This is a genomic window from Pseudomonas abieticivorans (genome assembly GCF_023509015.1).
Taxonomy (GTDB): domain Bacteria; phylum Pseudomonadota; class Gammaproteobacteria; order Pseudomonadales; family Pseudomonadaceae; genus Aquipseudomonas; species Aquipseudomonas abieticivorans.
On sequence record NZ_CP094975.1, the window covers coordinates 1,172,134 to 1,195,895 of the forward strand.

Here is a 23,762-nt window from a genome sequence, read left to right on the forward strand (position 1 = left end):
ATGAAAGGCCGTCATCATACACGTTCATGCCCGGCGTTCGACCGTTCATCACTCGTCATAAATAGCAGGCAACCTTGCTTTGACAAGCATTCTCATTAACATTAAGATCCATCGCATCGAGACTTAACAGCGACGGTTTTTTCTTATGTATGTTTGCCTCTGCACTGGTGTGACCGACGGTCAAATCCGCGACGCGATCTATGAAGGATGCTGCAGCTACAAGGACGTTCGCAACACCCTAGGTGTCGGCACCCAATGCGGCAAATGCGCTTGCCTGGCCAAGGAAGTGGTCCGCGAAACCCTCACCAAGCTGCAAACCGCCCAAGCCGCCCTGCCCTACCCGGTAGAATTTACGGCCGCCTGAAACCAAGTATTTGAAGAACCGGACCCCGTGTCCGGTTTTTTTATGCCCACAATTCAACAAGTTAGCCACGGGATGCGGAACTCAAACATTCTTATTCCGATTAATTTTCATATATTATTCAATAACTTAGGTTTGACAGACCTATAACTCGGGCTCAGACTTATGTTCATCGGCACTCTTTGAACAGGACAGGACCCCACCATGAAAGGCGATATCAGCGTCATCCAGCATCTCAACAAGATCCTCGGGAACGAGCTGGTCGCCATCAACCAATACTTCCTGCATGCGCGCATGTACGAAGACTGGGGCCTGAACAAGCTCGGCAAGCACGAGTACAAGGAATCCATCGATGAGATGAAACACGCTGACAAGCTGATCAAGCGTATTTTGTTTCTCGAAGGCATCCCCAACCTGCAGGAACTGGGCAAGATCCTGATCGGCGAGCACACCAAAGAGATGCTGGAGTGCGACCTGAAGATCGAGCAAAAAGCGCTGATCGACCTGAAAGCCGCCATCGCGCACTGCGAAACCGTAGGCGACTTCGGCAGCCGGGAAATGCTCGAAGATATCCTCGAATCCGAAGAAGAGCACATTGACTGGCTCGAAACCCAACTGGGCCTGATCGACAAAGTGGGTATCGAGAACTACCTGCAGTCGGGCATGGGCGACGAAGAGTAATCGTCGCAACCCCCCGGCCATGAAAAAGCCCCGCACTTGGCGGGGCTTTTTTTTGGCAGCGCGAAAATCAGACGTTTTCGCCGGCCTTGGCTTTTTCAGCAGCAGCCTTGATCAGCGCCTGCAGTTCACCATTGGCGAACATTTCAGCCACGATGTCGCTACCGCCAACCAACTCGCCGCCTACCCACAGCTGTGGGAAAGTCGGCCAGTTGGCGTACTTTGGCAGGTTGGCACGAATTTCCGGGTTCTGCAGGATGTCTACGTAGGCGAATTTCTCGCCGCACTGCATCACAGCCTGAGAGGCTTTGGACGAGAAGCCGCACTGCGGGGCATTCGGCGAGCCTTTCATGTAAAGCAGGATTGTGTTGTTGGCAATCTGCTCTTTGATCGTTTCAATGATATCCATGGAACACCTCGGCTTAGCTTTACGACTCTAGGTCGACACGATGGCGCATTGTAACGGAAACCCGAGCGTGGCGCTCGGCCTTGCCGATCAGCTTCATCTTTGGGCCATCGCCACCTGCACCGGCACGCCGTTGAGCGCTGCATTGCCAGACACCGCATCCATCACCCGCTCATCGGTCAGGTCGTTGGCGCTGGCACCCGGCTGCTGGCGGGCAATTTCCATTTGCACGCCCGCCCGTGCGTGGCCCCAACCGTGCGGCAGGCTGACCACGCCCGGCATCATGTCGCAACTTTGCGCCACTTCAACCTCAATACTGCCAACCCGTGAACTGACCCGTACCCGCTGGCCATCCGCAAGGCCACGACTGAGCAAATCATCCGGGTGCATCAGCAGTTGATGGCGCGGCTTGCCTTTGACCAGCCGGTGATAGTTGTGCATCCAGGAATTGTTACTGCGCACGTGGCGCCTGCCGATCAACAACAATTCGCCGCTCACCGGCAAGGCCTGACCGGCGAAGCGCTGCAGGTCATCGAGTATCGCCTGGGGCGCCGCCTGAATGCGCCCATTGGCGGTTTTCAGGCGCTCGGCCAGGTTGGGCCGCAGGGCGCCCAAGTCGATGCCGTGGGGGAAGTCCGCCAGGGTCTGGATTGACAGCTTGTGCTCGGAGGCGTCGCCATACGGGCCGTGGCGCAAACCCAGGTCGATCATGCTTGCCGGCGGCATCGTGGCTTTCAGCTCCTTGCCAGCCTTGACCGCGAATGCCTGGGCCAAGCCGACGAAGATCTCCCAGTCATGCAGCGCACCGGCAGGCTTGGGCAGGATCGCCCGGTTGAAGCGGCTGACGTTGCGCACCGCAAACAAGTTGAACGTGGTGTCGTAATGATCGTTTTCCAGGGCCGAGGTCGACGGCAGGATCAGGTCGGCGTAACGGGTGGTTTCGTTGATGTACAGGTCGATGCTGACCATGAACTCCAGGCCATCCAGGCCCTGCTCCAGCTGCCGGCCGTTGGGCGTGGACAACACCGGATTGCCCGCCACGGTAATCAACGCCCGCACCTGCCCTTCGCCTTCGGTAAGCATTTCTTCGGCCAACGCCGACACGGGCAACTCGCCGCCGTATTCCGGCAAACCGGACACGCGGCTCTGCCACACGTTGAAATGCCCGCCGCCGGTGGTCGCCACCAGGTCCACGGCCGGCGAAGTGCACAGCGCACCGCCCACCCGGTCCAGGTTGCCGGTGACCAGGTTGATCAACTGCACCAGCCAATGGCAGAGCGTACCGAATGCCTGGGTAGACACCCCCATTCGGCCATAGCAGACGGCCTTGTCGGCGGCGGCAAAATCCCGAGCCAATTGGCGGATCAATGCCGGCTCGATGCCGCACTGCTGGCTCATGGCCTGGGCAGTAAAGGCCTTGATCGATTCACGCACGCGGTCCAGCCCATCCACCGGCAGGTGGCTGGCACGGGTCAGGCCCTCATCGAACAGCGTGTTGAGCACACCAAACAACAAGGCCGCATCACCACCCGGGCGCACGAACAGGTGTTGATCAGCCATGGCCGCCGTCTCACTGCGGCGCGGGTCTACCACCACGACTTTGCCGCCTCGCGCCTGGATCGCCTTCAGGCGCTTCTCGACGTCGGGCACGGTCATGATGCTGCCGTTGGACGCCAAGGGGTTGGCGCCCAATATCAGCATGAAGTCGGTGTGATCGATGTCCGGAATCGGCAACAGCAGGCCATGGCCGTACATCAGGTAGCTGCTCAAGTGATGGGGCAGTTGATCGACCGAGGTCGCCGAGTAGCGGTTGCGGGTTTTCAGCAGGCCCAGGAAGTAATTGCTGTGGGTCATCAACCCATAGTTGTGCACGCTGGGGTTGCCCTGGTAAATCGCCACGGCATTTTGCCCATGGCGCTGCTGGATGTCCCAAAGCCTGGCGGCGACCAGTTCGAACGCCTGGCCCCACTCGATTGGCTGCCACTGGTTGCCACTGCGCAGCATCGGTTGGTGCAGGCGGTCCGGGTCATTCTGGATATCCTGCAGGGCTACCGCCTTGGGGCAGATGTGCCCGCGGCTGAAGGTGTCCAGCGGGTCGCCCTTGATCGAGGTGATCTGCGGCGCCAGGCCCTCGGTGACCGTGGTTTCGATGTTCAACCCGCAGATGGCTTCGCAGAGGTGGCAGGCACGGTGATGGAGGGTCTTGGTCATGGCCAGCCTCATAATTGTTGTCCAGGTGCCCTTGAGGGCCCGAAGACAGCACTATGGTACTAACACAGGCAGCGCGCCATAAAGGTTCGCCCCATGAATCGGCCAGCATCAGGCCAGGCAATGGCCCTTGGGCAGGTTCAATTGAGCGGCATGGCCGGTGGCAGGGCCTGCAACTGGATCTCCGACACGGTTTCGATCTCTTCCTGGGCCACATGCACGCCCGTCAGCTCGCCGATTACCCGCCAGTGCTGGTCCAACTCGCCACTGATGGTAGCCATGCGATCGATCATGCGCTTGCCGGCTGCGCGCGTGACCTCATCGTCGCTGCGCAACAGCTCGAACGACATGGACGTCATCGATGCCGTGAGGTGCGTCAGAGTGCGGGCGGTCAAGCCGAGCAACTCCATCAGTTGCTGTTCTTTCGATTCCATTCCACTTTCTCCGTGTGTCGCCTTGGACACTTATATAGCTCAAGTCGGCATTCTACGAAGGGGCAACCGCACGCTGCAAGCTTCGCGCTGAGGACTTGCAGCTTGAAGCCTGAAGCTGCTCCAATCTATTACAATTCAATACCCTGATTGGCAAGACGCGACATTTAATTATAGGATGGCGTCTTCCCCTAATTTCGTCGCCCCGTGCGGCTTTCGCCGCAGGTCTCCCTCGTTTTTCCGAAAAACCTGGCATCGAGCATCTGCGGTCTGTTGCAAAAAGGTAGTCAATGATGAGCGCAAGGCACTTTCTCTCCCTGATGGATTGCACGCCCGAAGAGCTGGTCAGCGTGATCCGTCGAGGCATCGAGCTCAAGGACCTGCGTAACCGCGGCGTGCTTTTCGAACCTTTGAAGAACCGTGTACTGGGCATGATTTTCGAGAAGTCCTCGACCCGTACCCGCCTGTCCTTCGAAGCCGGCATGATTCAACTGGGTGGCCAGGCGATCTTCCTGTCGCCGCGTGACACCCAACTGGGCCGTGGCGAACCGATCGGTGATTGCGCCATCGTGATGTCACGCATGCTCGATGCCGTGATGATCCGTACCTTTGCCCACAGCACATTGACCGAATTCGCCGCCAACTCGCGGGTACCGGTGATCAACGGCCTGTCCGACGACCTGCACCCCTGCCAGTTGCTGGCCGACATGCAGACCTTCCTGGAGCACCGCGGCGCCATTGCCGGCAAGACCGTGGCGTGGATCGGCGACGGCAACAACATGTGCAACAGTTACATCGAGGCGGCCATCCAATTCGACTTCCAATTGCGCGTGGCCTGCCCGGAAGGCTTCGAACCCAACCCGGCGTTCCTGGCCCAGGCCGGCGATCGCGTGCAGGTGTTCCGTGATCCAAAAGAAGCCGTGCGCGGCGCTCACCTGGTGAGCACCGACGTGTGGACGTCCATGGGCCAGGAAGAAGAAACCGCGCGCCGCCTGAAACTGTTCGCGCCCTACCAGGTAACCCGCGCGCTGCTCGACACCGGCGCCCCTGACGTGCTGTTCATGCACTGCCTGCCGGCCCACCGCGGCGAGGAAATCAGCCTGGACTTGCTGGATGACCCGCGCTCGGTTGCGTGGGACCAGGCCGAAAACCGCCTGCATGCGCAAAAAGCGCTGCTGGAGTTCCTGGTGGCCCCGGCGTACCAGCCGGCATGAGTTCATCCATTTTGCTGAACCTGCACAACCTGGCCTGCGGCTACCAGGACCAGCGCGTGGTGCAGAACCTCAACCTGCATCTCAATGCCGGTGACATAGGCTGCCTGTTGGGCTCCTCCGGTTGTGGCAAAACCACTACCCTGCGCGCCATCGCCGGTTTCGAGCCGGTGCATGAAGGCGAGGTCAAGCTGGGCGGCGAGGTGATTTCGCGCCCAGGCTTCACCCTGGCCCCCGAGAAGCGTCGGATCGGCATGGTGTTCCAGGACTACGCGCTGTTTCCGCACCTGACCGTGGCCGACAACATCGCCTTTGGCATCCGCAAGCACCCGCAGCAGGCCCGCGTGGTCGAAGAGATGCTAGAACTGGTCAAGCTGGGCGGCCTGGGCAAGCGCTTCCCCCACGAACTGTCGGGCGGCCAGCAACAACGCGTGGCCCTGGCTCGGGCCTTGGCCCCGGAACCGCAATTGCTGCTGCTCGACGAGCCGTTTTCCAATCTGGACGTGGAGTTGCGCAGGCGATTGAGCTTTGAAGTGCGCGAGATCCTAAAGAGCCGCGGCACCAGCGCAATCCTGGTCACCCACGACCAGGAGGAAGCCTTTGCCGTCAGCGACCAGGTAGGGGTATTCAAGGAAGGCCGGCTGGAGCAATGGGACACCCCTTTCAACCTTTATCACGAACCACAGACGCCCTTCGTCGCCAGCTTTATCGGCCAGGGCTACTTTATCCGCGGCCAGATGAACAGCCATGATTCGGTGCACACCGAGCTGGGTGAGCTACGCGGCAATCGTGCCTACGCCTGGAACACCGGCAGCGCGGTGGACGTGCTGCTGCGCCCGGATGACATCGTGCACGATGCCAACAGCCCGCTGAAGGCACGCATTGCCGGCAAGAGTTTCCAGGGTGCCGCCACCTTGTACCGCCTGCAACTGAACACCGGCAGCCAGCTGGAAGCCGTGTTCCCCAGCCACCTGGACTACCGCCAGGGTGATGAAGTGGGCATCCGCGTCGCGGCTGAACACCTGGTACTGTTCGCCGCAACCTGAACCCTGCAGGAGCGGCAGCGCGCCGCTCCTGCCCTTCACCCCAACGTCAGGCGCCCGCTGGCCACCAGGGTCGCGAAACCACCGATCTTCACACGATCCCCCTCCAGCCGGCAAAACAACTCCCCTCCCCGTGCCGAGCACTGATAAGCGCTCAAGCTGAGCTTGTTCAGGCGCTGCGACCAATACGGGATCAGGCTGCAATGCGTGGAGCCAGTAACCGGGTCTTCAGGGATACCGATCGCTGGCGCAAAGTAACGCGAGACAAAGTCATGATGGTCGCCGCGCGCCGTCACGATGGCGCCCAGCCAAGGCAACTTGGCCAGCGCCGCCATGTCTGGCGCGCACTCGCGCACCGCCTGCTCCGACGCCAACACCACGAACAATTCGTTACTGCCCAGCACATCGACCACCTCGCAGCCCAGGGCACGTTCCACGTCCAGGGTCACGCCGACTTCAGTGGGCACCAAGGTCGGGAAATCCAGCAACAGGCGGCCGTCTTCACGGCTGACGCTCAAAGGGCCCGACTTGCTGGTGAACTCGATGGCCTCACCGGTTTCGCCATACACCTCGTACAATACGAAGGCGCTGGCCAGGGTGGCGTGGCCACACAAGGGCACTTCAGTGGTGGGGGTAAACCAGCGGATATGCCACGCCAGGCCCTCGCGTACCAAAAAAGCGGTTTCCGCCAGATTGTGTTCGGCGGCAATCTGCTGCATCAGACCATCGGCGAGCCAGGCATCCAACCGATAAACCATCGCGGGGTTGCCGCTGAAGGGGCGCTGGCTGAAGGCGTCGACCTGATAGAAATCCAACTGCATGGCATACCTCTCTTAATGGGAGCCGTTTTATGCTCGGCCGATATCGGCGAATTGCGCGCCGGTATGCTCTGCCAATACCGTGGCCGACAACTCCACTTCCAGCCCACGGCGGCCGGCGCTGACAAAAATGCTGGCCTGCGATTGCGCCGATTGGTCGATAAACGTGCGCAGGCGTTTCTTCTGCCCCAGTGGGCTGATGCCCCCCAGCAAGTAGCCGGTGGAGCGCTGCGCCGCGGCAGGATCGGCCATTTCGCACTTCTTCACCTTGGCAGCCTGGGCCAGGCCTTTCAAATCCAGGGTGCCTGCGACGGGCACCACGGCGACCAGCAACTCGCCCTTCTCACTGCTGGCCAGCAGGGTCTTGAATACCCGCGCAGGTTCCAGCCCCAGCTTTTCGGCAGCTTCCAGGCCATAGGAGGCAGCCTTGGGATCATGCTCGTAACTGTGTATCCGATGGTCGGCGCGAACCTTTTTCAGCAGATCCAATGCGGGGGTCATGGCATTTCCGAGTTTAAGGGGCCAACGCTGGCAATAGGTAATGGCTGACTACTTTAGGGCATTTGCCGGCAAAAGGCGGCAACTTCAGCTGCTGGCGAGCAATTTCGTCCATCGCCACAGACATTTCCCCGGAATTTAAAGACTGATCCCTACCCAATTTCAGCAACGGTCCTACGCACTCTGGTCAGTTTGTGGACTACAGTTCATTTTCGACCTTTGACAGCAGCGTTTCTTGTCTATATTTTTTCGTTTCTGAATATCGCACGATCGTTTCAAAGGTTGTATCGCAGCACACCGGTTTCGGGGGGGCCTGGCTCCGGTGAAAAAATCGAGCGCTGCCACAGCGCCGAACAACAACAAAAAATGGGGTATATCGATGTCCACTGCTCTGCAACAACCATCGTTGTCTGGCCAATGCATGGCCGAATTCCTGGGTACGGCCCTGCTGATCTTCTTCGGCACCGGATGCGTCGCGGCGCTCAAGGTCGCGGGTGCGAGTTTTGGCCTGTGGGAAATCAGCATCATCTGGGGGGTGGGCGTGAGCATGGCCATCTACCTGACCGCCGGCGTGTCCGGTGCGCACCTCAACCCGGCCGTCAGCATTGCGCTGTGCCTGTTCGGCGGCTTTGAAAAACGCAAACTGCCGTTCTACATCATCGCCCAGGTCGCAGGTGCCTTCTGCTCCGCCGCGCTGGTGTACACCCTGTATAAAAACCTGTTCTTCGATTACGAACAGGCGCACCACCTGATCCGTGGCAGCCAGGCGAGCCTGGAACTGGCGTCGGTGTTCACCACGTATCCTAACCCTGCCATCACCGTGGGCCAGGCCTTCCTGGTGGAAGTGATCATCACGGCCATCCTGATGGGTGTGATCATGGCCTTGGGCGACGACAACAACGGGCTGCCCCGTGGCGCCATGGCGCCCTTGCTAATCGGCCTGTTGATTGCCGTGATCGGCAGCTCCATGGGCCCTCTGACGGGCTTTGCGATGAACCCGGCGCGGGATTTCGGGCCTAAGCTGATGACCTTCTTCGCCGGTTGGGGTGAAATGGCCTTCACGGGTGGCCGCGACATCCCCTACTTCCTGGTGCCGATCTTCGCCCCTATTCTGGGCGCCTGCCTGGGTGCGGCCACCTACCGCGGCCTGATTGCCCGGCACCTGCCTGCCGCCGCGCAGCCCGAAGCCAATCGCGACACTCCCCAGGGCAAGGTACAGGCGTCCTAGACCAGCGCCCGCACCCTTGATCAACCCCTGACTTTCAACTCTTAGTGCAAGGCCATCAACATGACAGACACTCAGAACAAGAACTACATCATCGCGCTTGACCAAGGCACCACCAGCTCACGCGCCATCATCTTCGACAAAGACGCGAACGTGGTGGGCACCTCCCAGCGCGAATTTGCCCAGCACTACCCGCAAGCTGGCTGGGTTGAACACGACCCCATGGAAATTTTTGCCACCCAGAGCGCGACCATGGTCGAAGCCCTTGCCCAGGCAGGCCTGAGCCACGATCAGGTGGCAGCCATCGGCATCACCAACCAGCGCGAAACCACCGTGGTGTGGGACAAGGAAAGTGGCCGGCCCATCTACAACGCCATCGTCTGGCAGTGCCGGCGCAGCACCGAAATCTGTGCCCAACTCAAGCGCGATGGCCACGAACAATACATCCGCGAAACCACCGGCCTTGTCACCGACCCGTACTTCTCTGGCACCAAGCTCAAGTGGATTCTGGACAACGTCGAAGGCAGCCGTGAGCGTGCACGCCGTGGCGAATTACTGTTCGGCACCGTGGACAGCTGGCTGATCTGGAAATTTACCGGCGGCAAGACCCACGTCACCGACTACACCAACGCCTCGCGCACCCTGTTGTTCAACATCCACACCCTGCAATGGGATGAGCGGATGCTGGACATCCTCGACATCCCGCGCGAGATGCTACCCGAGGTCAAATCCTCCTCCGAGGTGTACGGGCGCACCAAGAGCGGCATCGCCATCGCCGGTATCGCCGGCGACCAGCAGGCCGCCCTGTTCGGGCAGATGTGCGTGGAGCCAGGCCAGGCCAAGAACACCTACGGCACCGGTTGCTTCCTGTTGATGAACACCGGCGACAAAGCCGTGCAGTCCAAACATGGCATGCTCACCACCATCGCCTGCGGCCCACGCGGCGAAGTCGCCTACGCCCTGGAAGGCGCGGTATTCAACGGCGGCTCGACCGTGCAGTGGCTGCGCGATGAGTTGAAGATCGTCAACGATGCCCTGGACACCGAATACTTCGCCAACAAGGTCAAGGACAGCAACGGCGTGTACCTGGTACCGGCCTTCACGGGCCTGGGCGCTCCCTACTGGGACCCCTACGCACGCGGCGCGCTGTTTGGCCTGACCCGCGGGGTCAAGGTCGACCACATCATCCGCGCGGCGCTGGAGTCCATCGCCTACCAGACTCGCGATGTGCTCGACGCCATGCAACAGGACTCTGGCGAACGCTTGAGCGCCCTGCGCGTGGACGGTGGCGCGGTGGCCAACAACTTCCTGATGCAATTCCAGGCCGACATCCTTGGCACGCAGGTGGAGCGCCCGCAAATGCGTGAAACCACAGCGCTGGGTGCAGCTTACCTGGCGGGCCTGGCCTGCGGTTTCTGGAGCAGCCTGGACGAACTGCGCGGCAAGGCGGTGATTGAACGCCAATTTGCCCCGCAACTGGATGAGGCCGCGAAAGAGAAGCTCTACGCCGGCTGGCAGAAAGCCGTGGACCGCACCCGCGATTGGGAACCGCACGAAGAAGCCTGATAGGGTTTGCAACACTGGCACCGGGCAGTTTCCTGCGGCATCATGGGGAAATTTGCCCGGCAGCCCAAAGGAAACCCAATGAATCTGCCCCCCCGCCAACAACAAATTCTCGAACTGGTCCGTGAACGTGGCTATGTCAGTATCGAGGAAATGGCTCAGCTGTTCGTGGTCACCCCGCAGACCATCCGCCGAGACATCAATCAACTGGCAGAAATGAACTTGCTGCGCCGCTACCATGGTGGCGCGGCGTACGACTCAAGCATCGAAAACACCGCCTACACGATGCGCGCCGACCAGATGCGCGACGAAAAACAGCGCATCGCCGAAGCCATCGCCGCACAGATCCCCGACCACGCCTCGCTGTTCATCAACATCGGCACCACCACCGAATCCATCGCCCGCGCCCTGCTCAACCACAACCAGCTCAAAGTCATCACCAACAACCTGCACGTGGCTTCTATCCTCAGTGCCAAGGATGACTTCGAAGTGCTGCTGGCCGGCGGCAACGTACGCCGGGACGGCGGCGTGGTGGGCCAGGCCAGCGTCGACTTCATCAACCAGTTCAAGGTGGACTACGCCTTGGTGGGCATCAGTGGCATCGACGAAGACGGCAGCCTGCTGGACTTCGACTACCAGGAAGTGCGCGTCAGCCAGGCAATCATCGCCAACGCTCGGCAAGTGATCCTGGCGGCGGACTCGAGCAAGTTCGGCCGTAACGCAATGGTGCGCCTGGGGCCGATCAGCCTGATCGATTGCCTGGTGACGGACCAGGCGCCAGTGCCGGCGCTGGCGCAACTGCTCACCCAGCATAAAATCCGCCTGGAAGTCGTGTAGGTCATTTTCTCTGTAGGAGCATCCGCAAAGGATGCGCCACGGCACTTCAGGTGAACCGCGGCGATCTTTTCGCGGATTAATCCGCATCTACAGTACACGCGGGCAGAAATGTTCGATTATTTTCTTTTACTTTCAATCCCATCAATATTTTCAATCGATATCGACTGGAAGCGGCCCCTTCATTGCGCTACTATTTTCGGAAATGAACATTAATGTTCGAATTCACTTTCGAAAACAAAAGCAGGAGGCCGCATGCCCCACTCCACCTTGCCGACCCCACCCTTGTCCGAGGTTTATGACGTTGCCGTGATCGGCGGCGGCATCAATGGTGTCGGGATCGCGGCGGATGCAGCGGGCCGTGGGCTCTCGGTGTTCCTGTGCGAAAAGGATGACCTGGCCAGCCACACCTCCTCGGCCAGCAGCAAACTGATCCACGGTGGCCTGCGCTACCTCGAACATTACGAATTTCGCCTGGTGCGCGAAGCCTTGGCCGAACGCGAAGTACTGCTGGCCAAGGCCCCGCACATCGTCAAACCCATGCGCTTCGTGCTGCCCCACCGCCCGCACCTGCGCCCGGCGTGGATGATCCGTGCCGGGCTGTTCCTCTACGACCACCTGGGCAAGCGCGAAAAACTTGCGGCCTCGCGCAGCCTGACGTTTGGCGCCGACAGCCCCTTGAAGGCAGAAATCACCCGCGGTTTCGAGTATTCCGATTGCTGGGTGGATGACGCACGCCTGGTGGTGCTCAATGCCATGGCCGCCCGTGAACGCGGCGCGCACGTGCACACCCGCACCCGCTGCCTGAACGCCCGCCGCATCAAAGGCCTGTGGCATGTACACCTGGAACGGGCCGATGGCAGCCTGTTTTCCATCCACGCCAAGGCCTTGGTCAACGCGGCCGGGCCGTGGGTGGCCAAGTTCATCCGCGACGACTTGAAACTTGATTCGCCCTACGGCATTCGCCTGATCCAGGGCAGCCACCTGATTGTGCCCAAGCTGTACGAGGGCGAGCACGCGCATATCTTGCAAAACGAAGACCAACGCATCGTTTTCACCATTCCTTACCTCAACCGTTTTACCTTGATCGGCACCACCGACCGCGAGTACACGGGCGACCCGGCCAAGGTCGCGATCACCGAGGGCGAAACCGACTACCTGCTCAAGGTCGTCAACGCACACTTCAAGCAGCAAGTGAGCAAGGGCGACATCCTGCACAGTTACTCGGGGGTGCGCCCACTGTGCAACGACGAGTCCGACAACCCTTCGGCCGTGACCCGCGACTACACCCTGTCGCTGTCGGGCGCCGCAGGCGAAGCCCCGCTGCTGTCGGTGTTCGGCGGCAAGTTGACCACGTACCGCAAGCTGGCCGAATCGGCCTTGGCGCAACTGGCCCCCTACTTCAAGCACATGTCGGGTAGCTGGACCGCCAGCGCCACCCTGCCGGGCGGGGAACACATGAGCACCCCGCAAGCCCTGGTGCAAACCCTGCTGGCGCGCTACAGCTGGCTTTCGCCCGAGCTGGCCCAGCGCTGGTCGGTGAGCTACGGCAGCCGCACCTTTCGCATGCTCGAAGGCGTCAATAGCCTGGCCGACCTGGGTGAGCTGATCGGCGGTGGCTTGTATACCCGCGAGGTGGACTACCTGTGCAGCGAAGAATGGGCGCATAGCGCCGAGGACATTCTGTGGCGCCGCAGCAAACTGGGGTTATTTACCACGGCGCCGCAGCAGGATTACTTGCAGCACTACCTCGACAAAGTTGAAGTAGAACGCTCGAAAATTCAGGCGGCTTGACTCGCTGCCCCGCCCTGCAAAGGGTGGGGCGCCTTGCTGGTGCGCGCTTTCACATTCGGATTTCCGAACAAAAATCCCACCCCTTATTCGGCCAACCGTCTACCCCCTGCAACATTTCCCCGTCAAAAAACCTTAATCCCCTTCAAAATCAACCCCCTATAGCAATACGCCATGTCTGGCACGACTCATGCTCTACACTCCTTATCGAATCAGCACCCACACGCTGAACGAAAGGGCCGATCCACGGCTCTCATAAAAAAAACAAGGTCGAGGAGAAATTGATGCGTATTGTTCATCACTTGCTGGGCGCAGCCATTGCTGCCGCACTGATCAGCAGCCCTGTCATGGCCGCCGAATTAACCGGCACCCTGAAAAAAATCAAGGACTCGGGCACCATCACCCTGGGCCACCGCGACGCATCCATCCCGTTCTCCTACATCGCGGACGCCTCCGGCAAGCCGGTCGGCTACTCCCATGACATCCAGTTGAAAATCGTCGAAGCCATTAAGAAAGACCTCGACATGCCCAACCTGAACGTCAAGTACAACCTGGTCACCTCGCAAACCCGTATTCCGCTGGTGCAGAACGGCACCGTGGACATCGAGTGCGGCTCCACCACCAACAACGCCGAACGCCAGCAGCAGGTCGATTTCTCGGTGGGTATCTTCGAGATTGGCACCCGTCTGCTGTCCAAGAAAGACTCGCCTTACAAGGACTTCGCTGACCTCAAGGGCAAGAACGTGGTGACCACTGCCGGCACCACCTCCGAGCGCATCCTCAAGTCCATGAACGCCGACAAGCAGATGGGCATGAACGTGATCTCGGCCAAGGACCACGGCGAATCGTTCCAGATGCTGGAATCAGGCCGCGCCGTTGCCTTCATGATGGACGACGCCCTGCTGGCCGGCGAAATGGCCAAGGCCAAGAAGCCTGACGACTGGGCCGTGACCGGCACCGCGCAGTCCCACGAAATCTACGGCTGCATGATCCGCAAGGGCGACGCACCGTTCAAGAAGGCCGTGGATGACGCCATCGTCGCCGTGTACAAGTCGGGCGAGATCAACAACATCTACGCCAAGTGGTTCACCCAGCCGATCCCACCCAAAGGCCTGAACCTGATGTTCCCGGAAAGCGACGAGCTCAAGGCCCTGATCGCCAACCCCAGCGACCAGCCTGCCAAAGACTGACCTGCCCAGTAGCGGCTAACCTTCAAGCACCCGGCCTTGCAACACCCGGGTGGTTGAAGGTGCCTGTGAATCACCAATCCAAGGGGAGACCCTGATGAATTACAACTGGGACTGGAGCGTCTTTTTCAAGTCCACCGGCATTGGCAGCGAGATCTACCTGGACTGGTACCTCACGGGCCTGGGCTGGACGATCGGCATTTCTGTCATCGCCTGGATCATCGCCCTGCTGCTGGGCTCGGTGCTGGGCGTGATGCGTACCGTGCCGAACCGCTGGGTGGCGCTGATCGCGACCACTTACGTGGAAATCTTCCGTAACGTACCGCTGCTGGTGCAACTGTTCATCTGGTACTTCGTGGTGCCGGACCTGATGCCCGAAAGCTTCCAGACATGGTTCAAGCAAGACCTGAACCCCACCACCTCGGCGTTCCTGAGCGTGGTCGTGTGCCTGGGCCTGTTCACCGCTGCCCGCGTGTGCGAGCAGGTGCGCACCGGCATCCAGGCGTTGCCCAAGGGCCAGGAATCGGCCGCACGGGCGATGGGCTTCAAACTGCCGCAGATCTACTCCAACGTACTGCTGCCGCAAGCTTATCGGATCATCATCCCGCCACTCACCTCCGAATTCCTCAACGTGTTCAAGAACTCGTCCGTGGCGTCCCTGATCGGCCTGATGGAGCTGCTCGCGCAGACCAAGCAGACCGCCGAGTTCTCCGCCAATCTGTTCGAAGCCTTCACCTTGGCCACGCTGATCTACTTCACCCTGAACATGAGCCTGATGCTGCTGATGCGCCTGATCGAGAAGAAAGTCGCGGTGCCCGGGCTGATCTCCGTGGGGGGTAAATAATGGACTTCAGTGGAATCATCCCGGCCATCCCGGGGCTCTGGAACGGCATGCTGATGACCTTGCAACTGATGGTCATGGGCATCATCGGCGGCATCGTGCTGGGCACTGTGCTGGCGTTGATGCGCCTGTCGTCGAGCAAGCTGCTGTCACGCGTCGCCGGCGCCTACGTCAATTACTTCCGCTCCATCCCGCTGCTGCTGGTGATCACCTGGTTCTACCTGGCGGTACCCTTCGTGCTGCGCTGGATCACCGGCGAAGACACGCCGGTGGGGGCGTTCACCTCCTGCGTCGTGGCGTTCATGATGTTCGAGGCGGCGTACTTCTGCGAAATCGTGCGCGCCGGCGTGCAGTCGATTTCCAAGGGCCAGATGGGTGCGTCCCAAGCCCTGGGCATGACCTACGGCCAGACCATGCGCCTGATCATCCTGCCCCAGGCCTTTCGCAAGATGACCCCGTTGCTGCTGCAGCAAAGCATCATCCTGTTCCAGGACACTTCGCTGGTGTACACCGTGGGCCTTGTGGACTTCCTGAACGCGGCACGGGCCAATGGCGACATCATCGGCCAGTCCAACGAGTTCCTGCTGTTCGCCGGCCTCGTCTACTTCGTCATCAGCTTCTGCGCCTCGTTGCTGGTCAAGCGTCTGCATAAAAGGTTAGCCGTATGATTTCTATCAAGAATGTCGACAAGTGGTATGGGGACTTCCAGGTGCTGACCGATTGCAGCACCGAGGTCAAAAAAGGTGAAGTGGTGGTGGTGTGCGGGCCCTCGGGTTCGGGCAAGTCCACGCTGATCAAGTGCGTCAACGCGCTGGAGCCGTTCCAGAAGGGTGACATCACCGTGGACGGCACCTCCATCGCCGACCCCAAGACCAACCTGCCCAAACTGCGCTCGCGGGTGGGCATGGTGTTCCAGCATTTCGAGTTGTTCCCGCACCTGACCATCACCGAAAACCTGACCATCGCGCAGATCAAGGTACTGGGCCGTAGCAAGGAAGAGGCCACCACCAAGGGCCTGGCGCTGCTGGAGCGGGTCGGCCTGTCGGAACACGCGCACAAGCACCCGGGGCAATTGTCGGGCGGCCAGCAACAGCGCGTGGCGATTGCCCGCGCCCTGGCCATGGACCCGATCGTGATGCTGTTCGACGAACCCACCTCGGCCCTGGACCCAGAGATGGTCAACGAGGTGCTCGACGTGATGGTGCAACTGGCCCACGAGGGCATGACCATGATGTGCGTAACTCACGAAATGGGCTTTGCCCGTAAGGTCGCCAACCGGGTGATTTTCATGGACAAGGGCCAGATCGTCGAGGACTGCCAGAAGGAAGAGTTCTTCGGTGACGTCAGCGCGCGCTCGGAACGTGCCCAGCACTTCCTGGCCAAGATCCTGCAACATTAAGGCTCGGCTGCCCGGCGTCCGGTTTTCCGGACGCCGGCGGCTGGTCGGCCCTGGCCTACTGTGATGAAATGCTCACCCGCCCCTGACCGCGCTGCCAAGCTGCCCTTCGCCGTGAAACCCCGCCTGATCCGCCAAGTGCTATTGCTGCCCCTGATCCTGTTGCTGACCTTCGGCCTGGGCTATGCCGGCTATCGCGTCAGCGAATACAACGGCATCCGCGCCTTGGGTGAAACCGGTGAGCGGCAACTGGAGCTCAACGGCCGCGCCGTGGAAAGCGAGATCAACAAATACACCTACCTGCCCAGCCTGCTGGAGCTGGAAGACAGCGTGTCGGCGTTGCTCAACGACACCGAAGCCCAAGGCCATCGCGAGGCCGTGAACCAGTACCTGGAGGGCCTGAACCGGCGCAGCAAGAGCCGGGCGATCTACGTGCTGGACACCAGCGGGCGAGTGCAGGCCACCAGCAACTGGCGCGACAGCGACAGCTACCTGGGCGAAGACTTGAGCTTTCGCGCCTACTTCCAGGACGCCGTGCGCGGCCAGGACGGGCGCTTCTATGGCATTGGCACCACCACCGGAGAACCTGGCTACTACCTGGCCCACGGCCTGGAAGAGCACGGCAAAATCATTGGCGTGGCGGTGATCAAGGTACGCATGGAGTCCCTTGAAGAGCGCTGGCAGAAAGCCCGGCTGGAAGCCTTCGTCAGCGACGAGAACGGCATCATCATCTTGTCCAGCGACCCGGCACGCCGGCTCAAATCGGTACGGCCGCTCACCCCCCAGATCAAGGAGCGCCTGGCCCGCAGCCTGCAATATTACTGGTTCCCGCTCAACGAACTGGTGCCGCTGGACCGGGAAACCTTGGCCGAAGGCGTTGAGAAGCTGACCTTCCCCGCCCCCGCCGACCAGAAACAGGGCCCCCACGCAATCAGCTACCTGGCCCAGACCCGCTCGCTCAATGACACACCCTGGCACTTCACCTTGCTCACCTCGTTGCAGGACTTGCGCCGCGAAGCCATGATCCAGGGCATTTTGGTGGCCGTGGCATTCGCCTTGCTGGCGTTCCTGCTGATTGCCTGGAACGAGCGACGCAAAGTGATCGCCGTGCGCCTGGCCGCCCGCGAAGCGCTGGAAGAAGCCAACAACCAGTTGGAGCGGCGTATTGCCGAACGCACCGAAAACCTGCGCGCCAGCAACGACCGGCTCAAGAGCCAGATCCGCGAGCGCCGCCAGGCCGAAGAAACCCTGCGCCGCGCCCAGGATGAACTGGTGCAGGCCGGCAAGTTGGCGGCCATCGGGCAGATGTCTACCAGCATCGCCCACGAGTTGAACCAACCGCTGGCCGCTTTGCGCACCCTGTCGGGCAACACCGTGCGCTTCCTTGAGCGTGGCGCGCTGGACACCGCCAGCACCAACCTGCGCACCATGAACGACTTGATCGACCGCATGGGCCGCATCACCGCCAGCCTGCGCTCGTTCGCAAAGCGCGGCGATGACCAAGGCCAGGCCATGGCAGGCAAGGCCGTGGAAGCCGCCCTCCAAGTGCTGGCCACACGCCTGGACACCACCTGCCTGCAGGTGCACCGCGACTTCACCGATGCAGCCGTGGCCATCGACCAAACCCGCCTGGAGCAGATCCTGGTGAACCTGATCGGCAACGCCCTGGACGCCATGGCGCAACAACCGCTGCCGGTGCTCTGGCTGGAAAGCGAGATCCGCGAAGCGCGCTACTGCCTGCGGGTGCGCGATAATGGCCATGGCATCGATGCCGAGGCGCGCAAGCACCTGTTCGAACCGTTCTTTACCACCAAGCCTGGCGAACACGGCCTGGGCCTTGGGCTGACCCTGTCGGCCAGCCTGGCCGCCGCTGCCGGTGGCAGCCTGAACGTCGAACACCCTACCGCCGGTGGCACAGCCTTCGTGATCAGCCTGCCGCTGCTCAACCCGCCCCTCAATACAGCCGAGCCGTCATGAACCTGCCGCTTACCGTTCTGATCGTTGAAGACGACCCCCACGTGCTGATGGGCTGCCAACAGGCCCTGGCCCTGGAAGACATCGCCAGCGAAGGCGTGGGCAGCGCCGAAGAAGCCCTGGCGCGCATCGGCGATGATTTCGCCGGCATCGTGGTCAGCGACATCCGCCTGCCCGGCATCGACGGGCTGGAACTGCTGACACGCCTCAAGGCCCGCGACGCCAGCCTGCCGGTGGTGTTGATCACCGGCCACGGCGACATCAACATGGCCGTGGGTGCGATGCGCAACGGCGCCTACGACTTCATGGAAAAGCCCTTTTCCCCCGAGCGCCTGGTCGACGTCGTACGCCGCGCCCTGGAGCAACGCGGCCTGGCCCGCGAGGTGTCGTCGCTGCGCCGGCAACTGGCCGAGCGCAACTCCCTGGAGGGGCGCATCATCGGCCGTTCGCCGGCCATGCAGCATTTGCGCGAACTGATCGCCAATGTCGGCGATACCTCGGCCAACGTGCTGATCGAGGGTGAGACCGGCACCGGCAAGGAACTGGTCGCGCGCTGCCTGCACGACTTCAGCCGGCGCCAGCCACAGCCCTTCGTCGCGCTTAATTGCGGCGGCCTGCCAGAGAACCTGTTCGAGAGCGAGATCTTCGGCCACGAAGCCAATGCCTTCACCGGTGCCGGCAAGCGCCGCATCGGCAAGATCGAACACGCCAATGGCGGCACGCTGTTCCTCGACGAAGTGGAGAGCATGCCCATCGCGCTGCAGATCAAACTGCTGAGGGTGTTGCAAGAGCGCACCCTGGAACGCCTGGGCTCCAACCAGAGCATCGCAGTGGACTGCCGGGTGATTGCCGCCACCAAGGCGGACCTGGAGGACCTGAGCCGCAAAAAGGAATTTCGCAGCGACCTGTACTATCGGCTCAACGTGGTGACCCTGGAACTGCCGCCACTGCGCGAGCGGCGCGAAGACATCCTGCAACTGTTCGAACACTTCCTGCAGTTGTCGTCGTTGCGCTTTGACCGCGAGCCGCCGCTGCTGGACAACCAGACCCTGTCACGCCTGATGAGCCACGACTGGCCGGGCAACGTGCGTGAATTGCGCAACGTGGCCGAGCGCTTCGCCCTGGGCCTGCCGGCCTTCAAGAAAGCCGACGCCAGCGTCAACAATGGGCTGGGCTTTGCCGAAGCGGTAGAAGCCTTCGAGCGCCACCTGCTGACCGAAGCCCTGCAACGCAGTGGCGGCAACCTCAGCCAGGCCAGCCTGGAACTGGGACTGGCCAAGACCACCCTGTTCGACAAGGTGAAAAAGTACGGTTTGTCGTAACTTCCAACCCGAACAATCGGCAACAACCCTGCGCGCCTACACATGCCCGATTAAAACTTATACGCCACCGCCGTCTGCGCCTCACCCTGGTTCACCCGGCCCTTGTCCTTGACCAGCGTGCTGCCCGCCGCCGAGTTTTCCAGGTGTATCCAACTCACGTTGCCCAACAGCGACCAATGCGGCCCCAAGGGCACTTCCACGCCCTGGCTGAGGTTCCAGCTTTGCAACCCGCCAGCGGCGTGATACTCGCCGATCCCCGAGGCCTGTGACTCTTCGCGGCTCACGCCAAAAAACGTTTGGCTCTGGCGCTGGTCGGCAAAGTGCGCCTGCAACCCCGTGCTGCCAAACATCCCGAAACCCACCGGGTAATCCAGTTCGCCACCCACCCGGCCGAGCATGCCGCCCTGGCCGTTGGCACCGCCGACCGCCCGGCCGACCTGGGCAAACACCCGCCACCACTCTTCAGGGCTGTACTGCACGAAGCCCCCAACCTGGGCCATGCTCGACACATCGCGCAGGCCACGCAACGGGCCATTGGCCGTGCGCCCATCCACGTAGTTGATAAACGGCCCGGCACTCCAGCCCGTGCCCTTGATTGCGTTCCACGACAGGCCCTCGTCCGAGTCCAGCGTGAAGTCATTCCAGCTCAGGTCCAGGTACGGCATGGGTTTGGTTTCGTAGCGGCTGGCACTGGGGTCGCGCGGTTGGTAGGACAGCCCAAGCCCTGCCTCGCCCTTCAGGTCATCGGCCTGCGCCCAGCCGCTCAAGGCCAGCAGCAGCATCATGCAAATCCTGCGCATCGCACACTCACTCTCAAGGACATATGCGCGCATGAACGCGCAAAGCCCACTGGCCTGGCAAGCACTCATGTTGTTTGTAGCGACCTACAAAAATTGTAGCCCGCCACCCCACTGCCCAGGCCAAAGCCCCATGGATACGGGGCCAAAGCCAGTTGGCACAGTCCCTGCTCTACCCCTTTCGATTGCGCGAAAAGCGCGCCCGACTCATAGGTAACAGCAGATGATGCAATGGCATATCGTGTGCGATTTCGATGGGACCATCACCCCCAGCGATGTCATCGACAACGTCCTCCAGCGGTTCGCCGACCCCAGCTGGGAAACCATTGAACAGCAATGGCTGGCCGGCGAGATCGGCTCGCGTGAATGCCTGAGCCGTCAGCTGTCGCTGGTCAAGGCCACGCCTGCGCAACTGCTCGAGTACTTCGACAGCGTCACCATCGACCCGGCCTTCCCGGCCTTCGTCGAGCAGGTGCTGGAGCGCGGCGCCACCCTGGACGTGGTCAGCGACGGCCTGGAGCAGGCCATCGCCCGCATCCTGTCGCGCAACGGCAGCCCACTGCTGCCGATCATCGCCAACCAGCTGCGCCAGGTCGACCAACACAGCTGGCGCATCGTGTTCCCCCACGCCAGCGACGCCTGCCGCGCGGCCTCCGGCAACTGCAAATGCAAGTCCAGCCCCGGCCCGCAAAAAAGCAACAAACGCATCCTGGTGATCGGTGACGGCAAGTCCGACATGTGCGTGGCCGGCAGCGCCGATTTCGTGTTTGCAAAGGGCAGCCTGGCCGCCCACTGCGAACGCAATGGCATCGCCCACGCCCGCTTCGAATCCTTCGCCGAGCTGCCCGCACTGCTGGCCGCCCTGCCGCAACACAACAGCGCCCCGGCGCCACTCCCTACTTCAGAACAGCAGGAACGTTTCCACCATGTCTAACACGCCGCGTATCACCAGCGAAGAAGATCAGATTCTGCTCGACAAGGAAGCACGCTACTGCTCCTTTGGCGACACTGTTCACTACATCGAACCACCGCGCATTTTCAGCCGCTGCGAAGGCAGCTACGTTTACGACACCAACGACCAGGCCTACCTCGACCTGCAGATGTGGTACTCGGCCGTGAACTTCGGCTACGCCAACCCGCGCCTGAACAACGCTCTGAAGCAACAGATCGACACCCTGCCGCAAATCGCCAGCCAGTACCTGCACAAGGGCAAGATCGAGCTGTCGGAAATGATCGCGGTCGACGCCAAGAAAAAATTCGGCCTGGACGGTCGCGTGCACTTCAACGTCGGCGGCTCGCAGTCCATCGAAGACTCGCTCAAAGTGGTGCGTAACGCCTCCAACGGCAAAAGCATGATGTTCGCCTTCGAAGGCGGCTACCACGGCCGTACCCTGGGCGCGTCCTCGATCACCTCCAGCTACCGCTACCGTCGCCGCTACGGCCACTTCGGCGAGCGCGCGCAGTTCATCCCGTTCCCCTACCACTTCCGCGGCCCCAAAGGCATGAGCAAGGAAGAGTACGGCAGCTACTGCGTGAAACAATTCGCCCGCCTGTTCGAGACCGAATACAACGGCGTGTGGGACCCGAAAGTCGGCCAGTGCGAATACGCCGCCTTCTATGTGGAACCGATCCAGGGCACCGGCGGCTACGTGATCCCGCCGATGAACTTCTACAGCGAGCTCAAGCAGGTCCTGGACCAGCACGGCATCCTGATGGTGGTCGACGAAATCCAGATGGGTTTCTACCGCACCGGCAAACTGTGGTCCATCGAGCACTTCGACGTGAAACCCGACGTGCTGGTGTTCGGCAAGGCACTGACCAATGGCCTGAACCCACTGGGCGGCATCTGGGCCCGTGAAGAGCTGATCAACCCGAAGATCTTCCCACCAGGTTCCACCCACTCCACCTTCGCCTCCAACCCGCTGGGCACTGCCGTGGGCCTGGAAATGTTCAAGATGACCAGCGAAGTGGACTACGGCGCCATGGTCATGGCCAAGGGCAAATACTTCCTGGCCGGCCTGCAGGATTTGCAGAAGCGCTACAAGATCATCGGCGACGTCGACGGCCTGGGCCTGGCCCTGCGCATGGAAATCTGCGGCGAAGACGGCTTCACCCCGGACAAGGCCAAGCTCGATGAAATGGTCGAGGAAGGCATGAAGGGCGACATCGAGATCGACGGCAAGCGCCTGGGCCTGATCCTGGACGTGGGCGGCTACTACAAGAACGTGATCACCTTGGCGCCGTCGCTGGAAATCAGCTACCCGGAAATCGACCTGGCAATCGCCTTGCTTGATCGCCTGCTGCATCGGGTCACTAAAAAGTGAGTGCGGCGCAGATCGATATGGGTGCCGGTGAAGCAGGCTTTATCCTCGGTACCGGCCCCGTGGCCGTGCTGTTGATACATGGCCTGACCGGCACGCCTACCGAACTGCGGCGTGTTGCCCAAGGCCTGGCCCAGCGGGGGTGCACGGTGTACGTGCCCACCCTGGCCGGGCACTGCGGCGACAACGCCGACTTGCAAGCCACCGGCTGGGAAGACTGGTACGCCAGTGCCCTGGCGGCGTTCGAGGGCATCCGCCGCCAGCACGCCCAGGTATTCGTGGGCGGGCTGTCGATGGGCGCGGTGATGTCCATGCACCTAGCCGCGCAACGGCCGGGTGAAGTGGCGGGGTTGTTGTTGTACTCGACCACCCTGCGCTACGACGGCTGGAACATGCCGTGGGTGGCCCGCCTGACACCGTTGATCATGGCGGTGCCGTTTGGCGTGCACCTGTGCCGGTTCAACGAAAAGCCGCCCTATGGCATCAAGAACCCGCGCCTGCGCAGCATCGTCGAGAAACAGATGATGGCCGGTGAAAGCAGCAACGCAGGCCTGTTGACCATGTCCGGTACCAGCGTGCGCGAGCTGCATCGCCTGGTGGCGGTGGTCAAGCGCGGCATGCCGAAGGTCAACGCCCCGGCACTGGTGCTGCACTCCAGTGAAGATGACATCACCAGCCGCTGGAATGCCGACTACATTGAACGGCACCTGGGCGCGCCGGTGACAAAAGTGCTGCTCGACAACTGCTACCACATGATCACCGTGGACCTGCAATACCGCGAGGTGGTCAACCTGAGTGCCGACTTTATTGACGGCTTCATAGAACAACGCGCACAGGCATAATGGGCGCCTGTGCCA

23 protein-coding genes are annotated in these 23,762 nt (G+C 61.3%); 17 read left to right on the top strand and 6 right to left on the bottom strand.

Annotated features, from left to right (window positions below):
• The first annotated feature begins 145 nt into the window (after positions 1-145).
• Positions 146-364, top strand: a complete 219-nt coding sequence (locus L9B60_RS05215) for a bacterioferritin-associated ferredoxin (RefSeq protein ID WP_249676966.1) — start codon at positions 146-148, stop codon at positions 362-364.
• Between the two features lie 201 nt (positions 365-565).
• Complete coding sequence (gene bfr, locus L9B60_RS05220; RefSeq protein WP_249676968.1) at positions 566-1,042, top strand: bacterioferritin; 477 nt, start codon at positions 566-568, stop codon at positions 1,040-1,042.
• Between the two features lie 67 nt (positions 1,043-1,109).
• Here bfr and grxD read toward each other — a convergent pair whose 3' ends face one another.
• From grxD to plzR, 3 genes are all read right to left on the bottom strand, one after another.
• Complete coding sequence (gene grxD / locus L9B60_RS05225; protein WP_249676969.1) at positions 1,110-1,448, bottom strand: Grx4 family monothiol glutaredoxin; 339 nt, start codon at positions 1,446-1,448, stop codon at positions 1,110-1,112.
• Between the two features lie 93 nt (positions 1,449-1,541).
• Positions 1,542-3,656, bottom strand: coding sequence for a molybdopterin oxidoreductase family protein (locus tag L9B60_RS05230; RefSeq protein ID WP_249676970.1), 2,115 nt, complete (start codon positions 3,654-3,656; stop codon positions 1,542-1,544).
• Positions 3,657-3,793: 137 nt separating this feature from the next.
• On the bottom strand, positions 3,794-4,087 hold the full coding sequence (plzR, locus tag L9B60_RS05235; protein ID WP_249676972.1) for a PlzR type 4 pili assembly inhibitor: 294 nt from the start codon (positions 4,085-4,087) through the stop codon (positions 3,794-3,796).
• Between the two features lie 290 nt (positions 4,088-4,377).
• Between plzR and argF the strand changes: the two genes are divergently transcribed.
• Positions 4,378-5,298: an ornithine carbamoyltransferase gene (gene argF / locus L9B60_RS05240; protein WP_249676974.1), complete on the top strand. Its 921-nt coding sequence runs from the start codon at positions 4,378-4,380 to the stop codon at positions 5,296-5,298.
• Complete coding sequence (locus tag L9B60_RS05245) at positions 5,295-6,341, top strand: ABC transporter ATP-binding protein (protein WP_249676975.1); 1,047 nt, start codon at positions 5,295-5,297, stop codon at positions 6,339-6,341. Before argF ends, L9B60_RS05245 begins: the two co-directional genes overlap by 4 nt.
• Before the next feature lie 35 nt (positions 6,342-6,376).
• On the opposite strand, the gene L9B60_RS05250 is transcribed toward L9B60_RS05245, so the two are convergent.
• On the bottom strand, positions 6,377-7,159 hold the full coding sequence (locus tag L9B60_RS05250; protein ID WP_249676976.1) for a PhzF family phenazine biosynthesis protein: 783 nt from the start codon (positions 7,157-7,159) through the stop codon (positions 6,377-6,379).
• Positions 7,160-7,186: 27 nt separating this feature from the next.
• Positions 7,187-7,657: a Cys-tRNA(Pro) deacylase gene (gene ybaK / locus L9B60_RS05255; protein WP_249676977.1), complete on the bottom strand. Its 471-nt coding sequence runs from the start codon at positions 7,655-7,657 to the stop codon at positions 7,187-7,189.
• 376 nt (positions 7,658-8,033) lie between these two features.
• Between ybaK and L9B60_RS05260 the strand changes: the two genes are divergently transcribed.
• The 10 genes from L9B60_RS05260 (at position 8,034) to aauR (ending at position 19,787) form a co-directional block, all read left to right on the top strand.
• Positions 8,034-8,882, top strand: coding sequence for an MIP/aquaporin family protein (locus L9B60_RS05260; RefSeq protein ID WP_249676978.1), 849 nt, complete (start codon positions 8,034-8,036; stop codon positions 8,880-8,882).
• Positions 8,883-8,942: 60 nt separating this feature from the next.
• The gene (gene glpK, locus L9B60_RS05265; RefSeq protein ID WP_249676979.1) at positions 8,943-10,445 is read left to right on the top strand and encodes a glycerol kinase GlpK; all 1,503 of its coding nucleotides are present in this window, start codon (positions 8,943-8,945) and stop codon (positions 10,443-10,445) included.
• 78 nt (positions 10,446-10,523) lie between these two features.
• The gene (locus tag L9B60_RS05270) at positions 10,524-11,279 is read left to right on the top strand and encodes a DeoR/GlpR family transcriptional regulator (protein WP_249676980.1); all 756 of its coding nucleotides are present in this window, start codon (positions 10,524-10,526) and stop codon (positions 11,277-11,279) included.
• A 252-nt stretch (positions 11,280-11,531) separates the two neighbouring features.
• A complete protein-coding gene (glpD, locus tag L9B60_RS05275; RefSeq protein WP_249676981.1) occupies positions 11,532-13,070 on the top strand; it encodes a glycerol-3-phosphate dehydrogenase in 1,539 nt (512 codons plus the stop codon).
• A gap of 281 nt (positions 13,071-13,351) precedes the next feature.
• On the top strand, positions 13,352-14,257 hold the full coding sequence (locus L9B60_RS05280) for a glutamate/aspartate ABC transporter substrate-binding protein (RefSeq protein WP_249676982.1): 906 nt from the start codon (positions 13,352-13,354) through the stop codon (positions 14,255-14,257).
• A 94-nt stretch (positions 14,258-14,351) separates the two neighbouring features.
• On the top strand, positions 14,352-15,098 hold the full coding sequence (locus L9B60_RS05285; RefSeq protein ID WP_249676983.1) for an amino acid ABC transporter permease: 747 nt from the start codon (positions 14,352-14,354) through the stop codon (positions 15,096-15,098).
• Entirely contained in the window at positions 15,095-15,763 is a 669-nt protein-coding gene (locus L9B60_RS05290) for an amino acid ABC transporter permease (protein WP_249679663.1), read from the top strand. The genes L9B60_RS05285 and L9B60_RS05290 overlap by 4 nt, the downstream gene beginning before the upstream one ends.
• Positions 15,760-16,494, top strand: a complete 735-nt coding sequence (locus L9B60_RS05295; protein ID WP_249676984.1) for an amino acid ABC transporter ATP-binding protein — start codon at positions 15,760-15,762, stop codon at positions 16,492-16,494. The genes L9B60_RS05290 and L9B60_RS05295 overlap by 4 nt, the downstream gene beginning before the upstream one ends.
• Before the next feature lie 63 nt (positions 16,495-16,557).
• On the top strand, positions 16,558-18,468 hold the full coding sequence (gene aauS / locus L9B60_RS05300; RefSeq protein ID WP_249676986.1) for a two-component sensor histidine kinase AauS: 1,911 nt from the start codon (positions 16,558-16,560) through the stop codon (positions 18,466-18,468).
• Complete coding sequence (gene aauR / locus L9B60_RS05305; protein ID WP_283780566.1) at positions 18,465-19,787, top strand: two-component response regulator AauR; 1,323 nt, start codon at positions 18,465-18,467, stop codon at positions 19,785-19,787. The genes aauS and aauR overlap by 4 nt, the downstream gene beginning before the upstream one ends.
• 50 nt (positions 19,788-19,837) lie before the next feature.
• Here the strand turns inward: aauR and L9B60_RS05310 are convergent, their stop codons facing one another.
• Positions 19,838-20,572 (bottom strand): MipA/OmpV family protein, encoded by a 735-nt coding sequence (locus L9B60_RS05310; protein WP_249676987.1) that lies wholly within the window; start codon positions 20,570-20,572, stop codon positions 19,838-19,840.
• 235 nt (positions 20,573-20,807) lie between these two features.
• On the opposite strand from L9B60_RS05310, the gene L9B60_RS05315 reads away from it, so the two are divergent.
• From L9B60_RS05315 to L9B60_RS05325, 3 genes are read left to right on the top strand one after another with little or no spacing between them, the layout of a single operon-like run.
• Positions 20,808-21,518, top strand: a complete 711-nt coding sequence (locus L9B60_RS05315; RefSeq protein WP_249676988.1) for an MtnX-like HAD-IB family phosphatase — start codon at positions 20,808-20,810, stop codon at positions 21,516-21,518.
• A complete protein-coding gene (locus L9B60_RS05320) occupies positions 21,511-22,908 on the top strand; it encodes an aspartate aminotransferase family protein (protein WP_249676989.1) in 1,398 nt (465 codons plus the stop codon). Before L9B60_RS05315 ends, L9B60_RS05320 begins: the two co-directional genes overlap by 8 nt.
• A gap of 17 nt (positions 22,909-22,925) precedes the next feature.
• Positions 22,926-23,747, top strand: coding sequence for an alpha/beta hydrolase (locus L9B60_RS05325; RefSeq protein ID WP_438866127.1), 822 nt, complete (start codon positions 22,926-22,928; stop codon positions 23,745-23,747).
• Positions 23,748-23,762: the final 15 nt, after the last annotated feature.

Coding starts and splice junctions, on each gene's coding strand:
- L9B60_RS05215 (WP_249676966.1), top strand. CDS start 146: ATGTATGTTTGCCTCTGCACTGGTGTGACCGACGGTCAAATCCGCGAC.
- bfr (WP_249676968.1), top strand. CDS start 566: ATGAAAGGCGATATCAGCGTCATCCAGCATCTCAACAAGATCCTCGGG.
- grxD (WP_249676969.1), bottom strand. CDS start 1,448: ATGGATATCATTGAAACGATCAAAGAGCAGATTGCCAACAACACAATC.
- L9B60_RS05230 (WP_249676970.1), bottom strand. CDS start 3,656: ATGACCAAGACCCTCCATCACCGTGCCTGCCACCTCTGCGAAGCCATC.
- plzR (WP_249676972.1), bottom strand. CDS start 4,087: ATGGAATCGAAAGAACAGCAACTGATGGAGTTGCTCGGCTTGACCGCC.
- argF (WP_249676974.1), top strand. CDS start 4,378: ATGAGCGCAAGGCACTTTCTCTCCCTGATGGATTGCACGCCCGAAGAG.
- L9B60_RS05245 (WP_249676975.1), top strand. CDS start 5,295: ATGAGTTCATCCATTTTGCTGAACCTGCACAACCTGGCCTGCGGCTAC.
- L9B60_RS05250 (WP_249676976.1), bottom strand. CDS start 7,159: ATGCAGTTGGATTTCTATCAGGTCGACGCCTTCAGCCAGCGCCCCTTC.
- ybaK (WP_249676977.1), bottom strand. CDS start 7,657: ATGACCCCCGCATTGGATCTGCTGAAAAAGGTTCGCGCCGACCATCGG.
- L9B60_RS05260 (WP_249676978.1), top strand. CDS start 8,034: ATGTCCACTGCTCTGCAACAACCATCGTTGTCTGGCCAATGCATGGCC.
- glpK (WP_249676979.1), top strand. CDS start 8,943: ATGACAGACACTCAGAACAAGAACTACATCATCGCGCTTGACCAAGGC.
- L9B60_RS05270 (WP_249676980.1), top strand. CDS start 10,524: ATGAATCTGCCCCCCCGCCAACAACAAATTCTCGAACTGGTCCGTGAA.
- glpD (WP_249676981.1), top strand. CDS start 11,532: ATGCCCCACTCCACCTTGCCGACCCCACCCTTGTCCGAGGTTTATGAC.
- L9B60_RS05280 (WP_249676982.1), top strand. CDS start 13,352: ATGCGTATTGTTCATCACTTGCTGGGCGCAGCCATTGCTGCCGCACTG.
- L9B60_RS05285 (WP_249676983.1), top strand. CDS start 14,352: ATGAATTACAACTGGGACTGGAGCGTCTTTTTCAAGTCCACCGGCATT.
- L9B60_RS05295 (WP_249676984.1), top strand. CDS start 15,760: ATGATTTCTATCAAGAATGTCGACAAGTGGTATGGGGACTTCCAGGTG.
- aauS (WP_249676986.1), top strand. CDS start 16,558: ATGAAATGCTCACCCGCCCCTGACCGCGCTGCCAAGCTGCCCTTCGCC.
- aauR (WP_283780566.1), top strand. CDS start 18,465: ATGAACCTGCCGCTTACCGTTCTGATCGTTGAAGACGACCCCCACGTG.
- L9B60_RS05310 (WP_249676987.1), bottom strand. CDS start 20,572: ATGATGCTGCTGCTGGCCTTGAGCGGCTGGGCGCAGGCCGATGACCTG.
- L9B60_RS05315 (WP_249676988.1), top strand. CDS start 20,808: ATGATGCAATGGCATATCGTGTGCGATTTCGATGGGACCATCACCCCC.
- L9B60_RS05320 (WP_249676989.1), top strand. CDS start 21,511: ATGTCTAACACGCCGCGTATCACCAGCGAAGAAGATCAGATTCTGCTC.
- L9B60_RS05325 (WP_438866127.1), top strand. CDS start 22,926: ATGGGTGCCGGTGAAGCAGGCTTTATCCTCGGTACCGGCCCCGTGGCC.